Origin of the sequence: Gluconacetobacter azotocaptans, assembly GCF_014174355.1 — a bacterium.
GTDB lineage: Bacteria > Pseudomonadota > Alphaproteobacteria > Acetobacterales > Acetobacteraceae > Gluconacetobacter > Gluconacetobacter azotocaptans.
Window position 1 is genome coordinate 332,830 of record NZ_JABEQF010000004.1, and the last position, 23,778, is coordinate 356,607.

General features: G+C 65.4%; 20 protein-coding genes. 12 read left to right on the top strand and 8 right to left on the bottom strand.

Features of this window, described 5'->3' with window-relative positions:
* Positions 1-21: 21 nt before the first annotated feature.
* Both HLH34_RS07410 and thpR read right to left on the bottom strand, forming a co-directional pair.
* Positions 22-2,235 carry a PQQ-dependent dehydrogenase, methanol/ethanol family gene (locus HLH34_RS07410; protein WP_183118946.1) on the bottom strand — a complete coding sequence of 738 codons (2,214 nt, stop codon included), beginning with the start codon at positions 2,233-2,235 and terminating at the stop codon, positions 22-24.
* A gap of 353 nt (positions 2,236-2,588) precedes the next feature.
* The gene (gene thpR / locus HLH34_RS07415; protein WP_183118947.1) at positions 2,589-3,131 is read right to left on the bottom strand and encodes an RNA 2',3'-cyclic phosphodiesterase; all 543 of its coding nucleotides are present in this window, start codon (positions 3,129-3,131) and stop codon (positions 2,589-2,591) included.
* Positions 3,132-3,358: 227 nt separating this feature from the next.
* On the opposite strand from thpR, the gene HLH34_RS07420 reads away from it, so the two are divergent.
* From HLH34_RS07420 to cyoD, 5 genes are all read left to right on the top strand, one after another.
* Positions 3,359-4,138 (top strand): Bax inhibitor-1/YccA family protein, encoded by a 780-nt coding sequence (locus HLH34_RS07420; protein WP_183118948.1) that lies wholly within the window; start codon positions 3,359-3,361, stop codon positions 4,136-4,138.
* A gap of 656 nt (positions 4,139-4,794) precedes the next feature.
* Entirely contained in the window at positions 4,795-5,718 is a 924-nt protein-coding gene (gene cyoA, locus HLH34_RS07425; RefSeq protein ID WP_183118949.1) for a ubiquinol oxidase subunit II, read from the top strand.
* A gap of 5 nt (positions 5,719-5,723) precedes the next feature.
* The gene (gene cyoB / locus HLH34_RS07430) at positions 5,724-7,718 is read left to right on the top strand and encodes a cytochrome o ubiquinol oxidase subunit I (RefSeq protein WP_183118950.1); all 1,995 of its coding nucleotides are present in this window, start codon (positions 5,724-5,726) and stop codon (positions 7,716-7,718) included.
* The gene (gene cyoC / locus HLH34_RS07435; RefSeq protein WP_183118951.1) at positions 7,718-8,323 is read left to right on the top strand and encodes a cytochrome o ubiquinol oxidase subunit III; all 606 of its coding nucleotides are present in this window, start codon (positions 7,718-7,720) and stop codon (positions 8,321-8,323) included. Before cyoB ends, cyoC begins: the two co-directional genes overlap by 1 nt.
* Positions 8,323-8,655, top strand: coding sequence for a cytochrome o ubiquinol oxidase subunit IV (cyoD, locus tag HLH34_RS07440; protein ID WP_183118952.1), 333 nt, complete (start codon positions 8,323-8,325; stop codon positions 8,653-8,655). The genes cyoC and cyoD overlap by 1 nt, the downstream gene beginning before the upstream one ends.
* Positions 8,656-8,838: 183 nt before the next feature.
* On the opposite strand, the gene fdxA is transcribed toward cyoD, so the two are convergent.
* From fdxA to HLH34_RS07455, 3 genes are all read right to left on the bottom strand, one after another.
* Positions 8,839-9,171 (bottom strand): ferredoxin FdxA, encoded by a 333-nt coding sequence (gene fdxA / locus HLH34_RS07445; RefSeq protein ID WP_183118953.1) that lies wholly within the window; start codon positions 9,169-9,171, stop codon positions 8,839-8,841.
* 158 nt (positions 9,172-9,329) lie between these two features.
* Positions 9,330-9,659 carry an RNA-binding S4 domain-containing protein gene (locus HLH34_RS07450; RefSeq protein WP_183118954.1) on the bottom strand — a complete coding sequence of 110 codons (330 nt, stop codon included), beginning with the start codon at positions 9,657-9,659 and terminating at the stop codon, positions 9,330-9,332.
* Positions 9,656-12,313: a helicase-related protein gene (locus HLH34_RS07455; RefSeq protein WP_183118955.1), complete on the bottom strand. Its 2,658-nt coding sequence runs from the start codon at positions 12,311-12,313 to the stop codon at positions 9,656-9,658. Before HLH34_RS07455 ends, HLH34_RS07450 begins: the two co-directional genes overlap by 4 nt.
* A 142-nt stretch (positions 12,314-12,455) precedes the next feature.
* Between HLH34_RS07455 and HLH34_RS07460 the strand changes: the two genes are divergently transcribed.
* From HLH34_RS07460 to HLH34_RS07470, 3 genes are all read left to right on the top strand, one after another.
* Positions 12,456-13,880 carry a leucyl aminopeptidase family protein gene (locus tag HLH34_RS07460; RefSeq protein WP_183118956.1) on the top strand — a complete coding sequence of 475 codons (1,425 nt, stop codon included), beginning with the start codon at positions 12,456-12,458 and terminating at the stop codon, positions 13,878-13,880.
* A gap of 162 nt (positions 13,881-14,042) precedes the next feature.
* Positions 14,043-14,453, top strand: coding sequence for a MarR family transcriptional regulator (locus tag HLH34_RS07465; protein WP_183118957.1), 411 nt, complete (start codon positions 14,043-14,045; stop codon positions 14,451-14,453).
* A 140-nt stretch (positions 14,454-14,593) separates the two neighbouring features.
* Positions 14,594-15,040: a hypothetical protein gene (locus HLH34_RS07470; RefSeq protein WP_183118958.1), complete on the top strand. Its 447-nt coding sequence runs from the start codon at positions 14,594-14,596 to the stop codon at positions 15,038-15,040.
* Between the two features lie 19 nt (positions 15,041-15,059).
* On the opposite strand, the gene HLH34_RS07475 is transcribed toward HLH34_RS07470, so the two are convergent.
* The gene (locus HLH34_RS07475; RefSeq protein ID WP_183118959.1) at positions 15,060-16,076 is read right to left on the bottom strand and encodes an MraY family glycosyltransferase; all 1,017 of its coding nucleotides are present in this window, start codon (positions 16,074-16,076) and stop codon (positions 15,060-15,062) included.
* Between the two features lie 67 nt (positions 16,077-16,143).
* Here HLH34_RS07475 and HLH34_RS07480 point away from each other — a divergent pair, with 67 nt between their 5' ends.
* From HLH34_RS07480 to HLH34_RS07495, 4 genes are read left to right on the top strand one after another with little or no spacing between them, the layout of a single operon-like run.
* A complete protein-coding gene (locus HLH34_RS07480) occupies positions 16,144-18,126 on the top strand; it encodes a polysaccharide biosynthesis protein (protein WP_183118960.1) in 1,983 nt (660 codons plus the stop codon).
* Positions 18,123-19,271 (top strand): DegT/DnrJ/EryC1/StrS family aminotransferase, encoded by a 1,149-nt coding sequence (locus HLH34_RS07485; RefSeq protein WP_183118961.1) that lies wholly within the window; start codon positions 18,123-18,125, stop codon positions 19,269-19,271. Before HLH34_RS07480 ends, HLH34_RS07485 begins: the two co-directional genes overlap by 4 nt.
* A 20-nt stretch (positions 19,272-19,291) precedes the next feature.
* A complete protein-coding gene (locus tag HLH34_RS07490) occupies positions 19,292-19,774 on the top strand; it encodes a hypothetical protein (protein ID WP_183118962.1) in 483 nt (160 codons plus the stop codon).
* On the top strand, positions 19,771-20,367 hold the full coding sequence (locus tag HLH34_RS07495) for an HAD family hydrolase (RefSeq protein ID WP_183118963.1): 597 nt from the start codon (positions 19,771-19,773) through the stop codon (positions 20,365-20,367). The genes HLH34_RS07490 and HLH34_RS07495 overlap by 4 nt, the downstream gene beginning before the upstream one ends.
* Positions 20,368-20,384: 17 nt before the next feature.
* On the opposite strand, the gene HLH34_RS07500 is transcribed toward HLH34_RS07495, so the two are convergent.
* Positions 20,385-21,500 (bottom strand): AI-2E family transporter, encoded by a 1,116-nt coding sequence (locus HLH34_RS07500; RefSeq protein ID WP_183118964.1) that lies wholly within the window; start codon positions 21,498-21,500, stop codon positions 20,385-20,387.
* Positions 21,501-21,825: 325 nt separating this feature from the next.
* A complete protein-coding gene (locus HLH34_RS07505) occupies positions 21,826-23,706 on the bottom strand; it encodes an ABC-F family ATP-binding cassette domain-containing protein (RefSeq protein WP_183118965.1) in 1,881 nt (626 codons plus the stop codon).
* Positions 23,707-23,778: the final 72 nt, after the last annotated feature.

Sequence of the window (23,778 nt, forward strand, 5' to 3'; positions counted from 1 at the left end):
GGAAAGTCGGCATGAAGGGCCTCATTGCTGGGGCACGCCGGCATCGTTCTTCCGGGCATCAACCTCCCTCTGGTAGGTGTCATTGGCGCGCTTGATCAGGAACTGGCGGATATCCTCGATCTGCTCGGGCGACATCGACATGTCGAAACGGTCCATGCCGTAGGCCGTCAGGGCGCCGCGTCCGACCACGTTGTAGAACGCGTCCTGATGGCGGATCGCGCCGGACCAGCGCAGGTCGGGCAGCACGCCTCCGGCCTCGGCATTGTCGCCGTGGCAGGCCGCGCAATAGGTCTGGAACTGGAAATACCCGTTGTCGGTCCGCTTGCCGTCATAATCGGCGGGCGGCTTGACGGGCAGGAACCCCTTGTCGTTCTGCGGCGGCAGCTTGGCGTTGCCGTCCAGCGAGAAGGCGATCACCCGCGAATGGTTGACCGTCCATCCGCTGGTCCGGGCCAGCCCACCGAGGAAGAAGGGATAGATGCCGCCCCAGCCGACCTCGACCGCGACATATTGCTTGCCGTTGGCCAGGTAGGTGACGGGCGGGGCGATGATGCCGCTCTGCGCCGCGAAGTGAAACAGGTCGGCGCCGTTCGTCGCGTCGTAGGCGTGGAATTCGCCATTCGCCAGGCCCTGGAACAGCAGGTCGCCCGCCGTCGCCACGATGCCGCCGTTCCAGGGACCCTTGTGATCGACGCGGAAGGCTTCCTGCTGCTTCACCGGATCCCAGGCGACGATCCAGCCCTTCAGGTCCTTGATGAAGGCCTGCTTGGCTTCCGGTGAATCGGGGATGCCGACCTTGTTCATGTCCAGGCCGAGATTCCAGCTGTCGGGGTGGGCCTTGAAGCCGCCGACCTGGTTTGTGTACAGGAACGGGACCTGCTGCGCGGGGATGTACACCAGGCCGGTTCGCGGGCTGTAGGCCATCGCCGCGAAATTATGGCCGCCCAGGTCGCCGGGGATGCCGTACCAATCCTTGCCGTTAAGGGTGTACAGCGCGTCCGGATTGTAGATCGGGCGACCGGTCTTCGGATCGAGGCCGCTGGCCCAGTTCACATAGACATAGTTCTTGCCCGACAGGAATTCGCCGGTCTTCGCGTCGATGATGTAGAAGAAGCCGTTCTTCGGCGCATGGACGATGACGTGCCGGGTCTGCCCGTTGATGGGCAGGTCAAGCGTCATGATCTGCTGGACCGAGGTAAAGTCCCACTGGTCCATCGGCGTTTCCTGGAAGTGCCAGACATACTCGCCGGTCTCGGGCTTGATGGCCACGATGCTGCCCAGGAAGAGATTGTCGCCCTTTCCCTCGGAGCGGTATTTGTAGTTCCAGGGCGATCCGTTGCCCACGCCCAGATAGACCAGGTCGGTGACGGGGTCATAGACGATGGAATCCCACACCGTTCCGCCGCCGCCCTGGGTCGTCCAGGCGCCGGTCGGGCTCCAGGTCTGGTAGGCCTTGCTCATCAGGATGCTGTCGGATGCCGCGTTATCTGGCTTGTTTTCCGGGTTCGGCACGGTGAAGAAGCGCCAGTCGAGCTTCCCGGTCTCGGCGTCGAAGGCGGAGACGAAGCCGCGCGCCCCGAATTCGGCGCCGCCATTGCCGATGATGACCCGGCCCTTGGCGATGCGCGGCGCGCCGTCGACGGTATAGGACCGCTGGTGGCCCAGCGTGGCGTCGGCGGGAATGGTGTTCACGCTCCAGACCAGCTTGCCGGTCTTGGCATCCAGCGCGATCAGGCGGCCGTCGAATGTTCCGAAATAGACCTTGCCGTTCCAGTACGCGGCCCCGCGATTGACCGTATCGCAGCACCCCTTGTCGGCGATGTTGCCGGGAACCCGCGGATCATAGGCCCACAGCAGCTTGCCCGTCGCCGCGTCCAGGGCCTTCATCTTGCTCCAGTTGGTGGTCGCGTACATCACGCCATCAACCACCAGCGGCGTGCCTTCCTGCCCCCGGTTGGTGTCCAGATCGTAATACCAGGCCAGCTTCAGATTGCCGACGTTGGACCGGTTGATCTGGTCCAGCGGGCTGTAACGCTGCTCGGAATAGGTGCGGCCGTAGGTCAACCAGTTTCCGGGATGGTCATCGGCGTGGATGATTGCCTCGCCCGTCGCCCCGAAACCGGCGTCGGCGGCAAGGGTGGAAACCGCGTGGCCGGAAACCAGGGCCGCGCATATCGTCCCGGCGCCAAGCGCTCCTCGCAGAGAGCGTCTTTTCCCGAAAACGGCTCGCATCATGTCCGAAGTCCTCGTGACAGAAAGAAAAACCGGATAGTACCGGTTCTGGACGGTCCCGAAATGGGCGTATCCGACTTGTCAGACCATAATGTGACTATTTCGACAGTCGCCTGACGTTTTAGTGTTCTGGCGTCGCGCGAATGCGAAGACTGCACGCCATGCATGACTGAACCAGATTCGCAAGCCGCGGGAAATCCGTTGCGGAATGATAAAATGGCAGTCAGGCGCGATATGGCACGCGGTGACGCTAAACTTGCCGGACAAATTAATATTCATTGTTAATATTTGAAATTCGAAAAGCGCATAAATCTGCGAATCGGCCACGTCGCACCGTGCCCGTCGAAAATGGAGAATCACGGTGCGAAGCGGTATTCGGCCAAGGGTTCGTAAACGGGATGCCCGGCGCCGCGCAGCGATTGGAAAAGCGTCAGGTGGGTTGCTTCAAGGGTTGGAAGCGGCGTTGCGGCATAGTGGGCCAGCCACGCCGACATCCTCCCGTCCGGCAACCGCGGGCTGGAACCGATCGTGACATGCGGCAGGAAGCGCCGGCGTTCGACCTGCAGGCCGGCCGTACGGCGCAGCGCGGTGTCGATCTTCTTCTGAAGATGCAGCAGGGGGGCGGTGCGGGCGATGCCGACCCACAGCGTATCCTGTCCGCCGTCCTGTTCGAACAGACCCGGCGGCTCGGGGATCAGAAGGCAGGCGGGGGCATGGATGGCCGACAACGCATGGTCGATGTCCTCCTGCTCAGGGCGTCCGCGCACCTCGCCGATGAAGCGCAGGGTCAGGTGATATGACTCGGGATCGACCCACCTGACGTCGGGAAGGCTTCCGCGCAGGGCCGCGATGGCCTCGCGCAGAGGGGATGCGATCTCTAGGGCGACGAAAAGTCTCATCGGCCGGCCTCCGCCTTCTGATAGGGCAGGAGAAAGCTCTACTCGCCTGCCTGCTGCATATATAATATATTTCCAGAGGCGGGCGGTCAGGTCGTAATGCGTGATGGAAGCCGCCAAAATTTACGGATTGTAATTCGGATGGCGGCCCTTTTTTCCTTGAATTGATCGTTTCGGGTCCCACATCACAGAAGCAATAGGTCCGGACTGTCCGGACAAGGAAGGATAACATGGCTTTCAGCCCGGATTTTCGAACGATGTCCCGACCCGCCGGCGCCGGTGCAGGCGCCGGAGCGATCGACCTGGGACTGCGTGCCTACATGCTGCGCGTCTATAACTGGATGGCGTCCGGCCTGCTGCTGACCGGAATCGTGGCGTTCCTGATTGCCAACACAGGGCTGCGCGCCGCGTTCTTCAGCGAGGTCGTGACCGAGATGGGCGTCGCCGTGCGTCCGACCGGCCTGGGCATGCTGGCGATGATCGCGCCCCTGGGATTCGTGCTGGTGATGTCGCTGGGCGTCAACCGCCTGTCGCGCCAGACCGTCCAGACCCTGTTCTGGCTGTTCTGCGCCGTGATGGGGGCAAGTCTGTCCAGCATTCTCATGACGTTCACCGGCGTTTCGGTGGTCCGCGTCTTCTTCGTGACGGCGGGGACGTTCGCGGCCATGTCGATCTGGGGATATGTGACCAAGACGGACCTGACCCGGTTCGGGTCGTTCCTGCTGATGGGCCTGTTCGGCCTGGTGATCGCAGGCGTCGTCAACATGTTCCTGCACAGTGCGGGCCTGGCGTTCCTCTACAGCATCGTCGGGGTCTTCATCTTCGTCGGGCTGACGGCGTTCGATACCCAGCGCATCAAGCTGAGCTATCAGCAGTTCGCCTATTACGAAGGGCCGGAAGGCGCTGCCAAGCGCGGCGTGTACGACGCGCTGGCGCTTTATCTGAACTTCATCAACCTGTTCCAGTTCCTGCTGCAGTTCATGGGCGTGCGCAGCAATCAGGATAGCTGAACGCCGCGTCATTCATTTCCCCGACTCAGCGAAAGGCCCCGCCGGATGGCGGGGCTTTTTTTTGACCGGTGGCGCGCCTGGAACAAACCAAAAACAAATCCGAAAATCCGGGCCGGAAAATCGGCTAAAATAAGACTTATTCTTCCCGGGAAAGAGTTCAATGACGAGTATGTGATCGGTGATCGCAGTGCGTAATTCATTGAATTAAAATGATTTATAAAATCGGATCGGTTGATATCGAAATAAACTGAAACATTCCGTGAAGTCTTGCCTGCAAGGTCGTTCAGGTCGGATAAGGCAGAAAGAGAACTGTACGAAAGGGTAACTGCGCAGAGAGACGCTTCAGACCACAAGGCGGCACTGCACCCGTTCGCGTCCACACTGAAGGACGAGGCCGCTGTCGGGGCGAAATCCTTGATCGAGATCATGGCCGAAAGGCAGAAGGATACTCATGACGGGATCGAACCGACGGAGACCTCGTATTCCGATATGATGGGTGGACGAAGGCTGGATGTCACTTGATGTGAGGCACTGCGGGATGACGGGGCCGGGACTCCGGTCCCGTAACGTACATGAAGCGTGACCGTGATTGTTTTGGGCCCGTGGACGAAGCGAGCATGTGAGCAAGGGTGATGTCGAAACCAACGAGGCGTGAGATGAAGAAAAAAATCTTGCCAAGATTATCGAATTTATTGTGTTTATCCTCAGCGTTCCTCTTGGCGGGATGTGACTGGGATACCCTCAACCCCAAGGGCGTGATCGGCATTCAGGAAAAGAGCCTGATCCTGACCGCGACCTATGCGATGCTGCTGGTCGTCGTGCCGGTCATCGTCCTGACGCTGCTGTTCGCATGGCAGTACCGGCAGTCGAACACGAATGCCGAATACCTGCCGAAATGGTCGCATTCGAACAAGATCGAGGTCGTGATCTGGGTCGTTCCCAGCCTCATCATCCTGTTTCTGGCGGTTCTGACCTATCAGACCTGCATTTCGCTGGATCCGTATCGCCCGATCGACGAAGAGGCGAACGTGAAGCCCATCCATGTCGATGTCGTGGCGCTCGACTGGAAATGGCTGTTTGTCTACCCTGACGAGGGGATCGCCACCGTCAACCAGATGGCCTTCCCGGTGAATACGCCGGTCGAATTCCGGATCACCTCTGACTCGGTCATGAACTCGTTCTTCATCCCGCAGCTGGGCTCGATGGTCTATGCCATGGCGGGTATGCAGACGCAGCTTCACCTGAGCTCGAACGATGTTGGAAACTACGCCGGCGAATCCGCGAACTTCAGCGGCCGCGGCTTCTCCGACATGCGCTTCCGCGCGCTGGCGATGAGCAACGACGACTACGCTGCCTGGGTCCAGAAGGTGAAGGCCTCTTCCGAGCAGCTGGACAGCTCCAACTATCCGAAGCTGGCGGCGCCGAGCGAGGCGAACCCGGTCGAATATTTCTCGCATGCCGAACCGGGCCTCTTTGACGGGATCGTTGCCAAGTACAACAACGGCATGGTCATGGATAAGAGCACCGGCAAGATGATGCATGTGCAGTCCGCGATGTCCGACATGAACATGAAGGAATAGGACAGATGTTAGGAAAATTAAGCTGGTCGGACATCCCGTTTGATGTGCCGATTCTTGTGGGAACATTCGCTGGTGCCGCGATCGCGGGCCTGGCGGTGTTCGGCCTCATCACCTATTACGGCAAATGGGGCTATCTCTGGAAAGAGTGGCTGACCTCGGTCGATCACAAGCGTCTGGGCGTGATGTATATCGTCCTGGCGCTGGTGGCCCTGTTCCGTGGCTTCGCGGACGCCATCATGATGCGCTCGCAGCTCGCGCTGGCCTACGCCGGCAACCCGGGCTACCTGCCGCCGCATCACTATGACCAGATCTTCTCCGCCCACGGCACCATCATGATCTTCTTCATGGCGATGGCGTTCATGACCGGCCTCATGAACGTGATCGTCCCGCTGCAGATCGGCGCCCGTGACGTGGCCTTCCCGTTCCTGAACTCGCTCAGCTTCTGGATGACCACGGTCAGCTTCGTGCTGATCAACATCTCGCTGTTCATCGGTGAGTTCTCGCAGTGCGGCTGGCTGGCCTATCCCCCGCTGTCGGAAACGCAGTTCAGCCCCGGTGTCGGTGTCGACTACTATATCTGGGCGGTTCAGCTCTCGGGCGTGGGCACCCTGCTGACCGGTGTCAACTTCTTCACCACCATCGTGAAGATGCGCGCGCCGGGCATGACCTACATGAAGATGCCGGTCTTCACCTGGACCATCTTCTGCACGACCGTGCTGATCATGGTGGCGTTCCCCATCCTGACGGTGGCGCTGGGCCTGCTGGGTCTCGATCGCTATCTGGGCATGCACTTCTTCACCAATGACGGCGGCGGCAACCAGATGCTCTATCTGAGCGTGATCTGGGCCTGGGGTCATCCGGAAGTCTACATCCTGGTCCTTCCTGCCTTCGGTGCGTTCTCCGAAATCACGCAGACGTTCTCGCGCAAGCCGCTGTTCGGCTACAACACCATGGTCTATGCGACCTGCTCGATCATGGTGCTGTCGCTGGTGGTGTGGGTTCACCACTTCTTCACCATGGGCGCCGGCCCGAACGTCAACGCGTTCTTCGGCATCATGACGATGATCATCGCGATCCCGACGGGCGTGAAGATCTTCAACTGGCTGTTCACCATGTATAAGGGCCGCGTCGAGTTCCACGCGACCATGTACTGGGTGATCGGCTTCATGATCACCTTCTCGATCGGTGGCATGACCGGCGTGATGCTCGCCATCCCGGCCGCCGATTTCGTCCTGCACAACAGCCTGTTCGTCATCGCCCACTTCCATAACGTCATCATCGGCGGTGTGTATTTCGGCTATGTCGCGGCCATGAACTTCTGGTTCCCGAAGGCTTTCGGCTTCAAGCTGAACGAAGCGTGGGGCAAGCGGGCGTTCTGGTTCTGGTTCATTGGCTTCTACTTCGCGTTCATGCCGCTCTATGTCCTGGGCTTCATGGGCATGACCCGTCGCATGAACCACTACGACAACCCGGACTGGTATCCGTGGATGCTGGTTGCCGTGTTCGGCGCCGTGCTGATCGCATGCGGCATCGTCTGCCAGCTGACGCAGCTGTATGTATCCATCCGTGACCGCAACCTGGCGGAAAACCGCGACCTGACGGGCGATCCGTGGAATGCCCGGACGCTGGAATGGTCGACCTCGTCGCCCCCGCCGTTCTACAACTTTGCCGTCGTCCCGACGGTGCATGACCTCGATGCCTTCGCTCACGACAAGGAAGCCGGCATTGATACGCGTGCGGCCGGCTCGGTTTATCAGCCGATCCACATGCCGAAGAACACGTCGGCCGGCTTCTTCGTCGGCGCGTTCAGCCTGGTCCTCGGCTTTGCGGCGATCTGGTATATCTGGTGGCTCGCGGCTCTCGGCCTGATCGGCGTCATCGCGACGGTGATCGCGCGGAGCAGCAACAACGACGTCGACTACTATGTGCCGGTGTCGGAAGTTGCCCGTATCGAGAACGAGCATACTCGTAACCTCATGGCAGCACAGGCGGCGGAATAATGGCGCACGATATGACAGCTGATGCGGCCCACGCCCACGACGAACACCATGAATCTCCCGTGGTGTTCGGGTTCTGGCTGTATCTGATGACGGACTGCCTCATCTTCGGGACGCTGTTCGCAGTGTTCGCGGTGATGCGGAACCAGTTTGCCGGTGGTCCCACCGGCAAGGAGATCTTCGAGCTTTCGGGCGTCGGAATCGAAACCGCGATCCTGCTGGTCAGCTCGATCACCTACGGCTTCGGCATGATCTCGGCTCACCAGAACAAGGTGAGCACGATGCGGATGTGGCTGGCCGTCACATTCCTCCTCGGCCTGGGCTTCCTGTTCATGGAAATCCGTGAGTTCTCTCACATGGTCGCCGAGGGCAACGGCCCGGATCGCAGCGCCTTCCTGTCGGCGTTCTTCACGCTGGTGGGCACGCACGGCCTGCACGTTACGTGCGGCCTTCTGTGGATGGCGGTCGTAATGGTCCAGTCCATGGGCAAGACGGTCCTGTCCGAGCGGATGATGAACAAGCTCACCTGCCTGAGCCTGTTCTGGCACTTCCTGGACATCGTCTGGATCTGTGTCTTCACCTTTGTCTATCTGATGAGTGTGATCTGATGGCTGATGCACATACAGCCCATTCGGGCGAGAGCCACGGAAGCGTAGGGTCTTACCTTACCGGGTTCGTGATTGCCGTTCTGCTGACGGCGGCCGCGTTCGGGGTCGTCATGGCCCACAGCTTCTCTCCGACCGGTACCATTGTCGCGATTTCGGTCCTGGCGGCCGTGCAGGTCGTCGTTCATCTGGTGTTCTTCCTCCATATGAACGGATCGTCGGAGCAGCGCTGGAACGTGATGGCCTTTGCCTTCACGGTCATGTCCGTGCTGATCCTTATCGGTGGAACGCTGTTCATCATGCATGACACCGCGATCAACATGATGTCGCGTTGATCCTGATGGGGCCTGCGGTCACCCGCAGGCCCCACTTGTCCGGGGCAACATCCCGGATGCGGGATACGAAAAAGGCCGGTGAGGATGATCCTCACCGGCCTTTTTCGTATTTCATGTCGCGAGCCCCGGGCGTGGGGCGGACCGGCGGGGCAAGTGGCCCGCCGGTCCGAACGCTGTGGTGCCTCAGTCCTTGTGGGGCTCGGCCGACAGCAGGTCCTTCTTGTTCGGCTTGTCCTTCCATTCCTCGGCGTCGGCCGGGGGCGTGCCCTTGCGGATGATGTTGGGCCATTTGGCGGAATAGCTGGCGTTGATCTCGGCCCAGGCCGCGGCACGGTCGTCGCTGTCGGGGACAATGGCTTCCGCCGGACATTCGGGCTCGCACACGCCGCAATCAATGCACTCGTCGGGATTGATGACGAGGAAATTGTCGCCGGCGTAGAAGCAGTCGACCGGGCACACCTCGACACAGTCCATGAATTTGCAGCGGATGCAGTTTTCGGTGACCACGTAGGTCATCGTTCGTCTCCGATCATCTGGAGGCTGGCGTGACGTCGCCAGCCTTGGGGCCTGCGAGGGGGCCGGCCATGCTGGTCCTCGCCTACAATGCGCGCAGATATGAAAGTCTTTTGACGTCGTGGCAAGTCAAAGACCGCGCACTGGCCGGCGCGTTCTCCTTATCCGGCGGCAAGCGACGGCGAGGGTGCCTGTTCCGGGACGATGTCATATAGCAGCCGGGCCGTGGCGGCCGGACCGCGTCGCGAGGCCAGGGCCACGATCCGCAACACCACGACACCCCGTCCGCCGGGGCCGGGCAAGGTCAGAATGTCGCCGGGCCGCACCAGCGCATGGGCCTTCTCGGTGCGCTGGCGGTTGATCCGCACCGCGCCGGCCTCGGCGAGGCGGGCGCAATCGGGGCGGCTGCGGGCAAAGCGGGCGCACCACAACCACAGGTCCAGCCTCTGCGCCTCCGGTGTGTCGGCGTCCCCACGCGCATCACGCCTCACGACGACTGGCGCTTCTTCAGGGTCGCAAGGACGGCGAAGGGGCCATCGGGCACGGCGGGCGTGCGTCGTCCGCCCCCCGGACGGGGGCGGGCCGCGATGGTCACCGGTATGACCTCATCGGCACTGTCGGATGTCCGGGCCCGGGGGGCGCCTGCGCGATTCTGGTGACGGTGACGCCGCCGGGCTTCGGGCGTCGCGGCCAGCATGGGGGGAGCCGCCGGCCCATATTCGCAGTCCTTCAGCGGACGCGCGGCACGGACAGGAATATCGAGCGCCTTCAGGATGGCGGCCACGGCCTCGGGCCGGGCGCCGAGACGCGACGGCAGTCCGTCGGGCAGGGGAACCGGGCCGTTGCGGGCGCGCCAGCGCAGTTCCGCCGACAGTTTTTCGGCGATGTCCAGACGCAGGCGCACCGGGCCGGCCACAATCCAGCCCATACGGGTCAGCAGCGGGTCCCGATGCTCGTCCACCGGTACGGACACCGCGCCGACGGGCGGCAAAACGGGAAGGGGCCGTCCCGCCCGTGCCGCCAGCAGGACGGCCCGCAGCCGCATGGCGGCGGGACGCAGCAGGCCGGGCATCAGGATCGCATGACGCCCGACCCGGACGCCCAGCACCTTCAGCCGGCCGCGCAGGATCGGGGCCACGGGGTCACCGCCGATCGCGACTCCGCCCTGTTCCATCAGGCGATGCAGGATGCCGCGCAGCGCCGGGTCATGCTCCACGGCGGCACGGGCGGCGAACAGCGGGGCCATGACCTCGTGCACCTGCCGGTCCAGCCATGCTGTCAGGCGGGCGCGGATCCGCTCGCGCTGCGCGCCGTCGAGGAAGGCATTGTCCAGCACGTCGATGCGCGGACGCAGCAGGTCATCGCCGCCGCGCAACCGGGCGATCGGCGCGGCGTCCCAGAGCAGGCACCGCCCATCGGGCGAGATTTCGAACGCATCGTCCCCGGCCGTGGTCAGGCTGTGCACGCGACGGGGAATTTCCGCGCGCAACGCCCGCCGCGCGGCGCGCAGCAGCAGGCGCCGGTCGGGGTGATCGCACTCCGGGTCAGGCGCCAGGTCCAGGCCGGCCACCCGGCCGACCGGGTGCCCCTCGACCACGACCTCGCCCTGGGTGGTGACGGCGGACAGCAGGTCGTCGCCGCCCGAGGATTCGTCCAGCCGCCGGATCAGCGACGCGGCGCGGCGGTCGACGAAGCGCGCCGTCAGCCGTTCGTGCAGCGCATCGGACAACTGGTCCTCGACATCCCGGGCGCGGGCCTGCCAGTGCTCGGCATTGCGGACCCAGTCGCGCCGTGCCGCGATGTAGGAACAGACACGGATCCCCGACAGGCGGTGCATCAGCGAATCGATATCGCCCTCGGGCCGCGCGAACGCCGCGATCTGGGACTCCATCCAGGCCGCGGGAACATGTCCGTCGCGGATGACGTGGGTGAAGATGCGGGCGCACAGGCGGGTATGGGTCTCATCCCCCAGCTTCCGGAAGTCCGGAATCTGGCAGGCTTCCCACAACAGCCGGGTGGCGCCGGACGATCGCGCCAGGGTCCGGATATCAGGAATTGCGGACAGGCTGGACAACGTCAGCACGTCCGAGGCCTCGTTGCCCGCGGTCAGCCCGTATGTCGGCGGGGGACGGCTCAGGCTGGTCAGCAGGGCCTCGGGACTGGCGAAATCGAGGTCGCTGCTGCGCCAGAACAGCCGCTCGATCGGATCGAACCTGTGGGTTTCCACCGCTTCGGTTACCTCGTCGGGCAGGGCGGGGCAGGTGCCGGTGGTGCCGAAGGTGCCGTCGCGCATGCCGCGCCCGGCGCGCCCGGCAATCTGCGCGATTTCGGCCGACGTCAGGGGGCGCGCCCGCGACCCGTCGAATTTCGACAGGCCGGCGAAGGCGACATGGTTGACGTCCATGTTCAGGCCCATGCCGATGGCGTCGGTGGCGACCAGGTAATCGACTTCGCGGTCCTGATACAGGGCGACCTGCGCGTTGCGCGTGCGGGGTGACAGCTGGCCCATGACCACGGCGCACCCGCCCCGGCGCCGGCGGATCAGTTCGGCGATGGCATAGACCTCGGTCGCCGAAAACGCGACGATCGCCGAGCGGGGAGGCAGGCGGGTCAGCTTGCTTGCCCCGACATGGGCCAGTTGGGACAGCCGGGGGCGGTTTTCGATCTCCACCCCGGGAACCAGGCGGCGCAGCAGCGGGCGGATGGTCTCGGCGCCCAGGAACATCGTTTCCACCAGGCCCCGCGCGTGCAGCAGCCGGTCGGTGAAGACGTGCCCGCGATCGGGATCGGCGCAGAGCTGGATTTCATCCACCGCGACGAATTCCGCCATCCGGTCCAGGGGCATGGCCTCGACGGTGCAGGAAAACCAGCGCGCGCCCGGGGGGATGATCTTTTCCTCGCCGGTGATCAGGGCGACGGCGCCGGCGCCCTTGGCGGCCACCATCCGTTCGTAATTTTCGCGGGCCAGCAGGCGCAGGGGGAAACCGATGACGCCGCTGGAATGGGCCAGCAGCCGTTCGATCGCCAGGTGAGTCTTGCCGGTATTGGTGGGGCCGAGAACCGCCCTGACGCGCGAGGCGACGGCAGTGTCGGAGGCGCGGCGCGCGGCGCGAAGGGGGCCTGCCCCCATGGGTACACCCGTCATGTCCGTATGGTCAGATGGCGCAGGGCGGAATGCAAGCAAAACCCGTGTGTTTGCGTGGAATTGCCGGCGGATGGTTGCACCGGCGCCCGCATGGACGCAGGCTGCGCCCACAGGATGTCCAACAGGATCGCGGAGGTTTGCCATGTCCGTTGAAGAATTCCCGTGCCTGCTGCCGGCCACCCGGGGCAGGCGCGCACGGATGCGGACGGTGCATGTGCTCCGCCAGGGCGACGTCGGCGACCTGGCAACCCGAATCGGCGAATCCGGGGCGGGGTTTCTGCGCGATTCCGGGTTTCAGGGACGGGCGGGGGAACTGGCCCTGGTGCCCGGCAGCAACGGCGTGGCGGCTGCGGTGCTGGGTGTCGGCGATCGCACCGATCCGTTCCTGTTCGGCGGCCTGGCCAATGCGTTGCCGGCGGGCCCCTGGACGATGGCCCTGCCCGCGGGGCTGACGCCGGCCACCGCCGTGCTTGGATTTTGCCTGGGCGCCTATCGGATGCCTGCTTTCGGCCGGAAGACGGAGGACGCGGCCGACATCGCCCGCCTGGTCGTGCCGCCCGGGGGCGCTGCCGGCGCCGAGGTGGCCCGCGCCATCCGGCTGGGCCGGGACCTGATCAACACCCCGCCGAACCTGATGGGGCCGACCGAACTGGCGCGGGCCGCGCGCCGGGCCCTCGAACCGCTGGGCGCCGAGGTCCGGATCGTGAAGGGGCGGGATCTGGCGCAGGCCTATCCGACCATTGCCCATGTCGGGGCGGGTTCAGCCCGTGCCCCCCGGGTGGTGGTCGCACACTGGCGCGGCACGCAGGCAGGCGATGATGCGCCGCTGCTGTCCCTGGTGGGAAAGGGGGTCTGCTTCGACACCGGCGGCTACGATATCAAGCCCGCGTCGTCGATGCTGCGCATGAAGAAGGACATGGGCGGGGCCGCGCTGATGCTGGCGCTGGCCCAGCTGATCATGACGCGCGACCTGCCGCTGCGGCTGGAGGTGCGGCTGGGCTGTGTGGAGAACAGCGTTTCGGGCGAGGCCATGCGCCCGTCGGATGTTGTGACGACACGATCCGGCCTGACGGTGGAAATCGGCAATACCGACGCCGAGGGACGCCTGGTCCTGTGCGATTTGCTGACCGAGGCCTGCGAGATGTCGCCGGACCTGCTGGTGGATGCCGCGACCCTGACGGGCGCCGCCCGGGTGGCGCTGGGTCCGGACCTGCCGGCGCTGTTCAGTACCGACGACAGCGTGGCCGATACGATTCTGCAGGCTGGCCGGGCCTGCGACGACCCGCTGTGGCGGCTGCCCCTGTGGGACGGATATGCCGACTGGCTGCGCAGCCCGGTGGCGGATTTGAACAATGTGTCGGCCAAACCCATGGCCGGGGCGGTCACGGCGGCTCTTTTTTTGCGGAATTTCGTCAAAACAGACGTGCGCTGGGCACATATCGACACATATGCCTGGAATGATAATTACCGTTCCGGCCGGCCGGAAGGGGGGGAAACACCCGCATTGCGGGCCTTATATGCATCATTGTTGCGAATCCTTAATGTCACGGACAGGCAGCAACAGTGAAGTAACGATATGGAGAACGAACTAATCCGTCTCAAGCGACTTATATGTGCCGCAATCTGAAACTATATAGCCGTCAGGACAGGACGACGGGGGGCCCGGAGGGGCATTCCGATCTGAGATAAGCAGGGCCTGTTGGTGGCCCGACAGGAAAGGTTTTTTACAATGGCACAGACTTCGACGACATCCGACCAGTTGATCAGCACGCTCCGCGACACCGTGGTGTCCATGGTGCGCCGCGACGGGCCCGACCTGTCCGCCCGCCAGCTGGGTGTCTTTCTGACCTGCTACCTGCAGGAAGGCGCCCACACGGTGCGGGGCCTGGCCTCGACCCTGAACGTGTCCAAGCCCGCGATCACGCGCGCCCTGGATCGTCTGGGCGAACTCGACCTGGCGCGCCGCAAGGTCGATCCGATGGACCGCCGTTCGGTCCTGGTGCAGCGGACGCTGAAGGGGGCGGCCTACCTGCGGGAACTGCGCTCCATCATGAACGAGGCGGCTGGCGTGCCGGCCACGGGCCGCACCACCAAGGCCGCCCGGGGCGAAGAACGCGCGCCGCGTCGCGCCGCCGGCTGATCTGCGCCGGTATCGGCCATCCGCCCCATGCATGGGGCGGATGGCCGCCGGCCCGATCGCATGGTCGGGCCGCCTGACGAACGGACGTGACGTTCGCGCGTCGTTCGGCTTCGATTATCCAGACATCAAGGTGTGTGAACATGCGACTGGCATCACGCTTGGCCGCTATGGCTATTCTTGCGACTCCGCTTCTGGCCGCGCCCGCGCTGGCGGCCGATACGCTGGGCACCCCTTCCGGGCATCTCCGGCTGGTGGCCAAATCCGCCGATGTCGGCGTCGGCTGGACGTGGGGGTCCGGCACCCTGACCTACGGGCATCATAGCTATCGGTTCTCGGTCAAGGGCGGGTCGATCGCGGCGGTCGGCTATTCCACGATCGAAGGAACGGGTACGGTCTATAATCTGAAGCACCTGCATGATTTCAACGGCACCTACGTTGCCGGAAGTGGCGAGGCGACGCTGGGCAGCGGGGTCGGCGGGTCGTTGCTGCATAACGGAAACGGCGTCACGATCAGCATCGATACGGTCTCGAAGGGCGCACGGCTGGCCGGCGCGGCGCAGGGGCTCGAGCTGACGCTGCTCAAGTAACATTCGGGGCGGACGTGGCTCATGCCCCTCCGGCGCGCGCGCGCCGCATCCGGATAAGGACCTGCCACGTCCACATGATCTGCGGCGGCAGGACCAGCAGCAGAGCCGGGACGGGGCCGCACCAGCCCCGCACCACCGCGACAGTGAGGGCCCCACCCCATATGACGAACCCCCAATGGATCAGGGTGACCAGTGCGGGGGGCATGCCCCCTCGGGCCGCCAGTTGATAGAGATGGTCGCGGTGGCTCTCGGTCAGGCGCGCCCCGGCCCGCCAGCGGCGAAACAGGGTCAGGGTGACGTCATAGAGCAGGCCCGACATCAGAAGCGGAACGCCGCTCCAGGCCCCGAACGCCGGCGGGGTGTCGGCAAGCATCAGGCCGAAGGCGCCGATCAGCACGCCGCAGCCCTGGCTTCCGACATCGCCCATGAAAATGCGCGCGGACGGAAAATTGAAGGGGATGAAGCCCGCGATCGCCGCCGCCAGCAACAGGGCGGGGAGGGCGACGGCGGGGGACGGCGCCACGCAGGCGATGACCAGGCAGGCGAGCATGATCGCCCCGGACGCCAGGCCGTTCAGCCCATCCATGAAATTGACCGCGTTGGTCACATAGACCAGCCACATCACCGACAGGATGATATCCCCCGCCTGGCCGGCCACCCCGGACAGGCGGGTTCCCGTCCCGACCAGGATCGCGGCGGCGGCGAACTGGGCGGCCAGCTTGATGGCGGGGCGCCATTGATACACATCGTCCAGCCACGAAACGACGGCCAGCACGATCGTCGCCGCGATCATGCCGAACGTGGCGACCGACAGGAAGGGCAGGCCGTCGAGGTGCCGTGCAATCGGAACCGCCACGACAAAGGCGGCGATGATGCCGAGTCCTCCCCCCTTCGGCGTCGGCCGGGTATGGGAACTGCGATGGCCGGGATGATCCAGCACGTTCAGCCGGGTCGCGCCCAGGACCATCAGGGCGGCGGAGGCCCAGGTGGCGATCAGAAGAGTCGCGAAGGGCATGAGGGAGAGTGGATCGTTCATGTGTCGCGGGAGTTTGTCATGATGGCTGCTTCTAGCATGGATGGGATTGGGCTATACGGACGCGATAATGGCCTCGCAATGCCCTGACACCCGGCAGTCCGCTGACAGGCTGCGACCGGTCAACCGAATCGTCGTCAACATTCTGCTCGATGGTGTGCTCGCCGCGCTGTCGGCGCCGCTTGCGCGATGGCTGGCCGATCCACATGGCGGCCTGCTGCACCCGTTGTGGTTTCTGGCCGGCGGGGCGATCACGCTGGTCATCAGCGGCCTGCCGTTCCGGGTCCCGTTGCAATATTGGCGGTTTTCCGGCGTGGGAGACCTGCTAGGGATTGCCGGGGCGTCGATCGCCAGCGCCGTCCTGTTCACGCTGGGTCTTCATCTGACCGGCTTTCCGATTCCCAGCCCCACATTTCCGGTCATCCATGCCCTGGTCCTGCTGGTGCTGATGGGGGGGGTGCGAATCGTCTATCGGCTGGCCCATCGCCGTCCATCCCGGTACGACGCGTCGAGTCAGGTGATCCTGATCGGCGCCGACGTGGCCGCCGACCTGTTCATCCGCGCCATGGAGCGCGACCCGGCCCCCCGATTCCGCGTCATCGGTATCCTGACCCAGGGCCGCCAGCAGGCGGGCCGCCGCATCCACGGCATTCCGATCCTGGGCCATGTCCAGGCGATCGACGATATCCTGGAGCGGGTGATCGCCGATGGCGGCGCGCCCCAACGGCTGGTCGTGACCGACATCGATTTTCGCGGCCAGAACCTGGCGGAGGTCATGCGGGTCGCCGAACGCCATGGGATCACGGTCCAGCGCACCCCCGTGCTGACCGACCTGACACCCGCCGACCGGCTGGAACTGCGCCCTCTGGCGATCGAGGACCTGCTCAACCGGCCACAGGTCGAACTCGATCATATGGGCATGACGGCGCTGCTGGGGGATCGTACCGTCATGGTGACGGGCGCCGGGGGGTCGATCGGTTCGGAACTGGCCCGGCAGATCGCGCAATACGCACCAGCCCGTCTGATCCTGCTGGATCATGGTGAATTCGCGTTGTGGCAGGTTGACCTGGAACTGTCGGAACGTGCGCCGAAGATCCGGCGGGAGGTGATCCTGGCCGATGTCCGCGATCGCGACCGCATCGAGCAGGTCTGCGCGTTGTACCGTCCCGAGCTGATCTTCCACGCGGCGGCGCTGAAACATGTGCCGATGGTCGAGGCCAACCCGTGCGAGGGTGTGCTGACCAATGTCGTCGGCACGCGGATCGTCGCCGATGCGGCCGCGCGAAACGGCACCCGGGCGATGGTGATGATTTCCACCGACAAGGCGGTCAACCCGTCCAGCCTGATGGGGGCCTCCAAACGGGCGGCCGAAATGTACTGCCAGGCCCTGGATGTCGAGGCCCGCACCGGGGGGCAGGTCGATGCGATGCGCTGCGTCACGGTGCGATTCGGCAATGTGCTGGGATCGACCGGATCGGTGGTGCCGCTGTTTCGCCGGCAACTGGAGCGCGGTGGGCCGCTGACGGTCACCCATCCCGACATGCAGCGCTATTTCATGACGGTGCCCGAGGCGGTCGGCTTGGTTTTGCAGGCCAGCGTGCGCGGCACCATCCGCCCGCGCGAGGGCAGCGGGACCGATACGCTGCTGCGTGAGGGCGGGATCTTCGTGCTGGACATGGGCAAGCCGGTCAAGATCGTCGATCTGGCCCGCCAGATGATCCGCCTGGCGGGCCTGCGCCCCGACGAGGACGTGCCGATCCGCTTCACCGGCCTGCGGCCGGGGGAAAAACTGTTCGAGGAACTTTTCCATGGGCGCGAGGCCCCGGTGCCCACCGACCATCCGGGCTTGAAGATGGCGACCCCGCGCAGGGTGGACCGCCGTGATGTCGGCGCGGTAATCGACAGGCTGGAAGCGGCCTGCCACGGTGGCGACGCCGCGCGGATCCTTGCGCTGATCGAAGGCCTCGTTCCCGAATTCGCCCATAACCCGTCAGGGGACGCGCGCGATAAGTTTGCCGGGCGCACCGACGCCGAAAGGACCATGACGACATGACCGCCCCCGATCCGTCCGCCTGCCAGCCCGCGATTGCCTTTCTCGACCTTCCGGCCCAGCAGGCCCGGCTGGGGGACGCGATTCGCAAGCGGATCGACACCGTCCTGGATCATTGCCGTTTCGTGATGGGGCCCGAGGTCGAGGAACTGGAGCACGCGCTGGCGGCCTATGCCGGGGCAGGGCATTGCGTCGGCGTGTCCTCGGGCACCGATGCGATTCAGATCGTGTTGATGGCCGAGGGAATCGGGCCGGGCGATGCGGTGTTCCTGCCGGCGTTCACCTATACCGCGACGGCCGAGGTGCCGTTGCTGCTGAATGCGACGCCCGTCTTTGTCGATGTCGACCCCCGGACCTTCCAGATCGACCCGGCCAGCCTGGAACGTCGGATCGCCGATGTCCGCGCGCATGGAAAACTGCGCCCGCGGGCGATCATCGGCGTCGACCTGTTCGGCCAGCCGGCACCCTGGCCGGCGCTGCGCGCCATCGCCGAGCGCGAGAACCTGTTCCTGATGGACGATTGCGCGCAATCGTTCGGCGGCGCCCTGACGGGACGCAAGCTGGGGCGGGAGGCGACCGCGACGACCCTGTCCTTCTTCCCGTCCAAGCCGCTGGGCGGCTACGGCGATGGGGGGGCGATCCTGACGGACGACGCCGAACTGGCCGATCTCTACCGGTCGCTGCGCACGCATGGCGAGGGCAAGAGCCGGTACGAGGTTCTGCGCATCGGCATGAACGGGCGGCTGGACACATTGCAGGCCGCCATCCTGCTGGCCAAGCTGGACGGATTCGAGGACGAACTGGATCGCCGCGAGGCCATCGCCTCGGCCTACGATTCGGGGCTGGAGGGTAGGGTCGTGACGCCCGCCCGGGTGCCGGACGCCCGCAGCGCCTGGGCCATCTATGCCATCCTGACGAAGGACGAGGCCGAGCGTACGGCCCTTCAGACCCGCTTGCGCGCGCATGGCGTGCCGTCCGCGATCTATTACCCGCGGCCCCTGCATCTGCAGCCCGCATATCAGGCCCATCACGACGGAACGTCTTTGCCGGTTGCCGAAGATCTGTCAGCCCGTATTCTCGCGTTGCCCATCCACCCCGAACTGAGGGACGCAGACGTCGCCCGGGTCATCGCGGCTGTGCGCGAATAAGACGAGAGAAGAGACGAGACATGAAACGGGAAACGGCATTCCTGCTGGGATTCCTGGCGATCACGGTCGGGACTTCGGCAGTGTTGTGGTCGTTCGCGGTTCCGAATTTCCGGCCGCTCAATTTCCCCCGGATGACGGCGGGCACCATCAGCGTCGGGCCGATGCGCAGACAGCGCGCGCTGTTGCCCGACGAAATCCGGACGGTCAACGACTGGCTGGATCATCATCATGGCGGCTGGGGGCCGCTGGGCCAGACGCCGCCGTCCAGCGGCGATGCGACGATGGTCCTGACGACGGATCGTCCGGCCGGGAAGGATGGAAACGCGGTGCCTTACACCATCACCCTGTGGACCGGCATCAGCGCCGCGGACTGGAACGACACCGTCTTTCTGGAAGACCGGCCAGGCAGCGTGATCCGGATCCAGAAATTCTCGGACCACGATTTCGCCACCCTGCGCCGGATGGTGGATCAGCAGCCCTATGAACGATCGGCCTTCCCATGATCGTCGTTCCTCCGGACACAAAGGCGCTGATCTTCGATTGCGACGGCACGCTGGTCGACACGCTGCCGCTTTACCTGCGCGCCTGGCTGGGAGCCTTCGACACGGTCGTCGGTCATTCCGTAGCGCCTGACTGGTTCCGGGGGCGGGGCGGTCTGTCCGAACAGATGGTGCTGGACGTGCTGGAGGCCGAGATCGGCCGCCCGGTGGACCGGCCAGCCGTCGTGCGCGCGGCGCGGGCGGGTGTGCTGGCGGACATGGACACCCTGACCGAAATCGCGGTGGTCGCGGATGTCGCGCGGCGGTTCCAGGCGGTACTGCCGATGGCGGTCGCCTCCAGCGGATCGCGCGAAGTCGTGACGGCGTCGCTGACCTGCACCGGCCTGCTGCCGCTGTTCGACAGTGTGGTCACGATCGACGATGTGGCGCGCCCGAAGCCCGCGCCCGACCTGTTTCTGGAGGCCGCGCGGCGGCTGGGCGTTTCCCCCGCCGCCTGCATGGTCCTGGAAGACAGCGCGGAAGGACTGGCCGCCGCCGCGCATGCCGGCATGCGCGGCCTGGACGTGCGGGCGTTCCTTGCCCCTTCCAGGGGCTGAACGCCCGGGACGCGGGGTTACACCCGGTCCTCGTCCTTCAGCTTGGGCGTGGCCTCGTCCATGACGGCCAGCAGCGCGGCGGTCAGGGGCGAGGCCAGGATCAGCCCGGGCATGCCCAGGATCGTGCCGAAGACGGTCTGGGAGAGGATGGTCAATCCCGGCGGCATCTGAACGGCATGCCGCTGGATCATGGGCGCCATCACGTTGCCTTCAAAGAACTGGATGGCGCCGTACAGGGCCGCGACCATCAGCCCTTCGCGGGTTCCCTGGGACAGGCCCAGCAGGATGGCCGGGACCGCGCCGATGAACGCGCCGATATAGGGGATGAAATTGGCCAGCCCCGCGACGATTCCCAGGGCCAGCGCCAGGGGTACGCCGATGAACCACAGCCCGACCGACGACAGGATGCCCACCACCAGCATGTCCAGGGCCTGGCCCGCCGTCCAGGCCCACAGCGTCCGCCCCGCCGTCAGCATCAGCGTGCGCGCCTGGGGGCGGTGGGCGGGCGGGATCAGGCGCAACGCGCCGTTGACGTACAGCGTCGGCGCCAGTGCGAAATACAGGCCCGCGATCAGGATGACCGCCAGCGTGCCCGCCGCGCCAAAAGCCGACGACAGGAAGCCTGTCATCGACCCCGCGATCCGCGTGCCCATGCCGCTGTCGCCGCTTTCGGCCTGATTGCCGCCGAACGATTGCGGCAGATGGTCCAGCACCGTCCTGCCCAGGGAACTGGCATTCAACTGGTCGCGCAGGGAATGGGCCTGGGTCGTCAGGGCGATGCGCAGCCGCGTCGCCTGTTCCGAGATGGCAGGGCCGCTGCTCCACAACAGGCCGACGATCGCGGCCAGCAGGAGCACCACCACCAGGCTCAGGGCCAGCCAGTACGGCAGACGCAGGCGTCGTTCGACGATAGCAGCCAGATTGTGCAGGATGACCGCCATCAGCGTCGCGGCGAATACGACCATCAGCACGTCGCCGATCAGCCAGATCGAGACCACCAGGACGGTCAGAAGGATGGTGATCTGCAACAGCTGGTAAATTCTGCCGAGTTGGACAGCGCGCGCATCCTCCTGCGACTCAGGGGGCAGAGGCTGCGTGGCAGGCTGGTGATCCGTCGCATGGGAAAGGGTCATGAGGCATCCGGATTGGTGTCGGGGCCCAATGGTAGGCACATCCGCCGGCGCACGTCGATTCCATGGGCCCACAGGAATTCTCCGGAAAATCCGATGACAGATGTCGGTCAGATCGACGCGACCGCCGCTGACCGGTAGCGGGACCCTGGACCCAATTCGTAAACAAAAAGGAATGCGGGATGAATGCCGCGCCCCGAGGCCTCACGCGCCCGCCGCGTGAGGCCTCGGGGCGCTGCCATCCCTGATCGAGGTCCAGGGCCTCAGGCCCTGGTGGTTCGGGCAACGCCCGATCTTTCATATCTGGGTGGGCGCGCGTCGTTTGATATTATTCGGCCGCGCTCTCCTCGATCGCGGCTTCGGCTTCCAGCCATTCTTCCTCGGCCTGGGCTTCCTCGCGCCCGATGGCGGCCAGACGGGTGTTGATCGAGGTGACCTCGTCCGCGCGGCCGGCCGCATAGAGCGTGGGGTCGGCGAGCCGGGCCTCCAGCCGCGCGCGTTCACCGGCCAGGCCGGTCATCCGGGCCTCGGCATCGCGGGCCTTGCGGCGCAGGGGAGCGATGGCCTTGCGGGCCTCGGCCCGTTCGCGCCGGTCCTCGCGTTTGGGCGCGGGCGTGGCGACGGCGGGGCGGGTCGCCGCCCGGGCGCGCTCGGTCAGCCAGACGCGGTACTCCGCCATGTCGCCGTCGAACGGACGGACGGTGCCGTCGCCCACCAGCCAGAGGCGGTCGGCCACCAGTTCGACCAGGTGAGGATCGTGGCTGATCAGCAGGACCGCCCCCTCGAACTCGGCCAAGGCGCGGATCAGGGCTTCGCGCGCATCCAGGTCCAGATGGTTGGTCGGTTCGTCCAAAATCAGCAGATGCGGCGCGTCGCGCGTTGCCAGCGCCAGCAGCAGCCGCGCTTTCTCGCCGCCCGACAGGTCGCAGGTCACGGTATCGGCGCGGTCGGCATCCAGCCCGAAGCGGGCCAGTTGCGCGCGCACGGCGGTTGGGGGCGCCTTGGGCATCGCGCGAGCCATATGATCGACCGGGGTTTCGTCGGGCAGCAGTTCCTCGGCCTGATGCTGCGCGAAATAGCCGACGCGCAGGCGCGGGCTGTGCGACACCGCGCCGCGCATCGGCGCCAGCCGTCCGGCGATCAGCTTGGCGAAGGTGGATTTGCCGTTGCCGTTGGCGCCCAGCAGGGCGATCCGGTCTTCCATGTCCAGCCGCAGCGACAGGTCCGACAGGATGGGGCGGGCGTCATATCCCACCGACACCCGGTCCAGCACCAGCATCGGCGGCGGCAGGGGGGCCGGCTCGGGGAAGGCGAACCGGGTCGGCGCGTCCTCGACCACGGTGTCGAGGACGGGCAACTTTTCCAGCGCCTTCAGGCGAGCCTGGGCCTGCCGCGCCTTCGTGGCCTTGGCCCGGAAGCGATCGACGAAGGATTGCATATGCGCGCGCTGGGCGGCGATGCGTTCCGCCGCGCGGGCCTGCTGCAGGGCCTGTTCCGTCCGGATACGGACGAATTCGCTGTATCCGCCGGGCGTAAGCGACAGCTTGCGCTGGTCCAGATGGGCGATGGCATCCACCGCGCGGTCCAGCAGGCCCCGGTCGTGACTGACGATCAGCGCGGCGCCGGCAAACCGGGCCAGCCAGTTTTCCAGCCAGATCGTGGCTTCCAGATCCAGATGGTTCGTCGGCTCGTCCAGCAGCAGCAGGTCGGGGTTGAGGAACAGCGCCGTCGCCAGCGCCACGCGCATGCGCCACCCGCCGGAAAAATCCGACACCGGGCGGGCCTGCGCGTCACTGTCGAACCCCAGGCCGGACAGGATGGTCGCGGCCCGCGAGGGCGCGCTGTCGGCACCGATGGCGCGCAGGCGTTCGTGGATGTCGGCCAGCCGGGCCGGATCGCGCGCCTGGTCGGCCTCGGCCAGCAGGGCGGTCCGTTCCGCATCGCCCGCCAGCACCGTATCCAGCAGGTTGGCATCGCCCGAGGGAGCTTCCTGGCGAATGCGCGCCATGCGCGCCCGCGACGACAGGTGGATGGACCCGCCGTCCGGGGCGATGTCACCGGCGATGGCGGCCAGCAGCGTGGATTTTCCAGCACCGTTGCGGCCGACCAGGCCGATCTTGCGCCCCGGATCGACGGTCAGGCTGGCGGTGTCCAGCAGCGTACGTCCCGCGATGCGCAGGGTCAGGTCGGAAATGACGAGCAGGCTCACGGACCGGCGGCTCCAGGAATATGCGGCGATGGACGAGGATTCATGACGCTGTACCTACCAGTCTCGCGGAAT

What these genes read in the sequence shown, in the direction of transcription:
- HLH34_RS07485 (WP_183118961.1), top strand. Translation starts at nt 18,123, where the DNA reads ATGACCGCCCCCGATCCGTCCGCCTGCCAGCCCGCGATTGCCTTTCTC.
- HLH34_RS07490 (WP_183118962.1), top strand. Translation starts at nt 19,292, where the DNA reads ATGAAACGGGAAACGGCATTCCTGCTGGGATTCCTGGCGATCACGGTC.
- HLH34_RS07410 (WP_183118946.1), bottom strand. Translation starts at nt 2,235, where the DNA reads ATGATGCGAGCCGTTTTCGGGAAAAGACGCTCTCTGCGAGGAGCGCTT.
- cyoC (WP_183118951.1), top strand. Translation starts at nt 7,718, where the DNA reads ATGGCGCACGATATGACAGCTGATGCGGCCCACGCCCACGACGAACAC.
- cyoA (WP_183118949.1), top strand. Translation starts at nt 4,795, where the DNA reads ATGAAGAAAAAAATCTTGCCAAGATTATCGAATTTATTGTGTTTATCC.
- HLH34_RS07480 (WP_183118960.1), top strand. Translation starts at nt 16,144, where the DNA reads ATGGCCTCGCAATGCCCTGACACCCGGCAGTCCGCTGACAGGCTGCGA.
- HLH34_RS07475 (WP_183118959.1), bottom strand. Translation starts at nt 16,076, where the DNA reads ATGAACGATCCACTCTCCCTCATGCCCTTCGCGACTCTTCTGATCGCC.
- HLH34_RS07495 (WP_183118963.1), top strand. Translation starts at nt 19,771, where the DNA reads ATGATCGTCGTTCCTCCGGACACAAAGGCGCTGATCTTCGATTGCGAC.
- HLH34_RS07500 (WP_183118964.1), bottom strand. Translation starts at nt 21,500, where the DNA reads ATGACCCTTTCCCATGCGACGGATCACCAGCCTGCCACGCAGCCTCTG.
- HLH34_RS07420 (WP_183118948.1), top strand. Translation starts at nt 3,359, where the DNA reads ATGGCTTTCAGCCCGGATTTTCGAACGATGTCCCGACCCGCCGGCGCC.
- HLH34_RS07460 (WP_183118956.1), top strand. Translation starts at nt 12,456, where the DNA reads ATGTCCGTTGAAGAATTCCCGTGCCTGCTGCCGGCCACCCGGGGCAGG.
- thpR (WP_183118947.1), bottom strand. Translation starts at nt 3,131, where the DNA reads ATGAGACTTTTCGTCGCCCTAGAGATCGCATCCCCTCTGCGCGAGGCC.
- cyoD (WP_183118952.1), top strand. Translation starts at nt 8,323, where the DNA reads ATGGCTGATGCACATACAGCCCATTCGGGCGAGAGCCACGGAAGCGTA.
- HLH34_RS07455 (WP_183118955.1), bottom strand. Translation starts at nt 12,313, where the DNA reads ATGACGGGTGTACCCATGGGGGCAGGCCCCCTTCGCGCCGCGCGCCGC.
- HLH34_RS07465 (WP_183118957.1), top strand. Translation starts at nt 14,043, where the DNA reads ATGGCACAGACTTCGACGACATCCGACCAGTTGATCAGCACGCTCCGC.
- HLH34_RS07470 (WP_183118958.1), top strand. Translation starts at nt 14,594, where the DNA reads ATGCGACTGGCATCACGCTTGGCCGCTATGGCTATTCTTGCGACTCCG.
- cyoB (WP_183118950.1), top strand. Translation starts at nt 5,724, where the DNA reads ATGTTAGGAAAATTAAGCTGGTCGGACATCCCGTTTGATGTGCCGATT.
- fdxA (WP_183118953.1), bottom strand. Translation starts at nt 9,171, where the DNA reads ATGACCTACGTGGTCACCGAAAACTGCATCCGCTGCAAATTCATGGAC.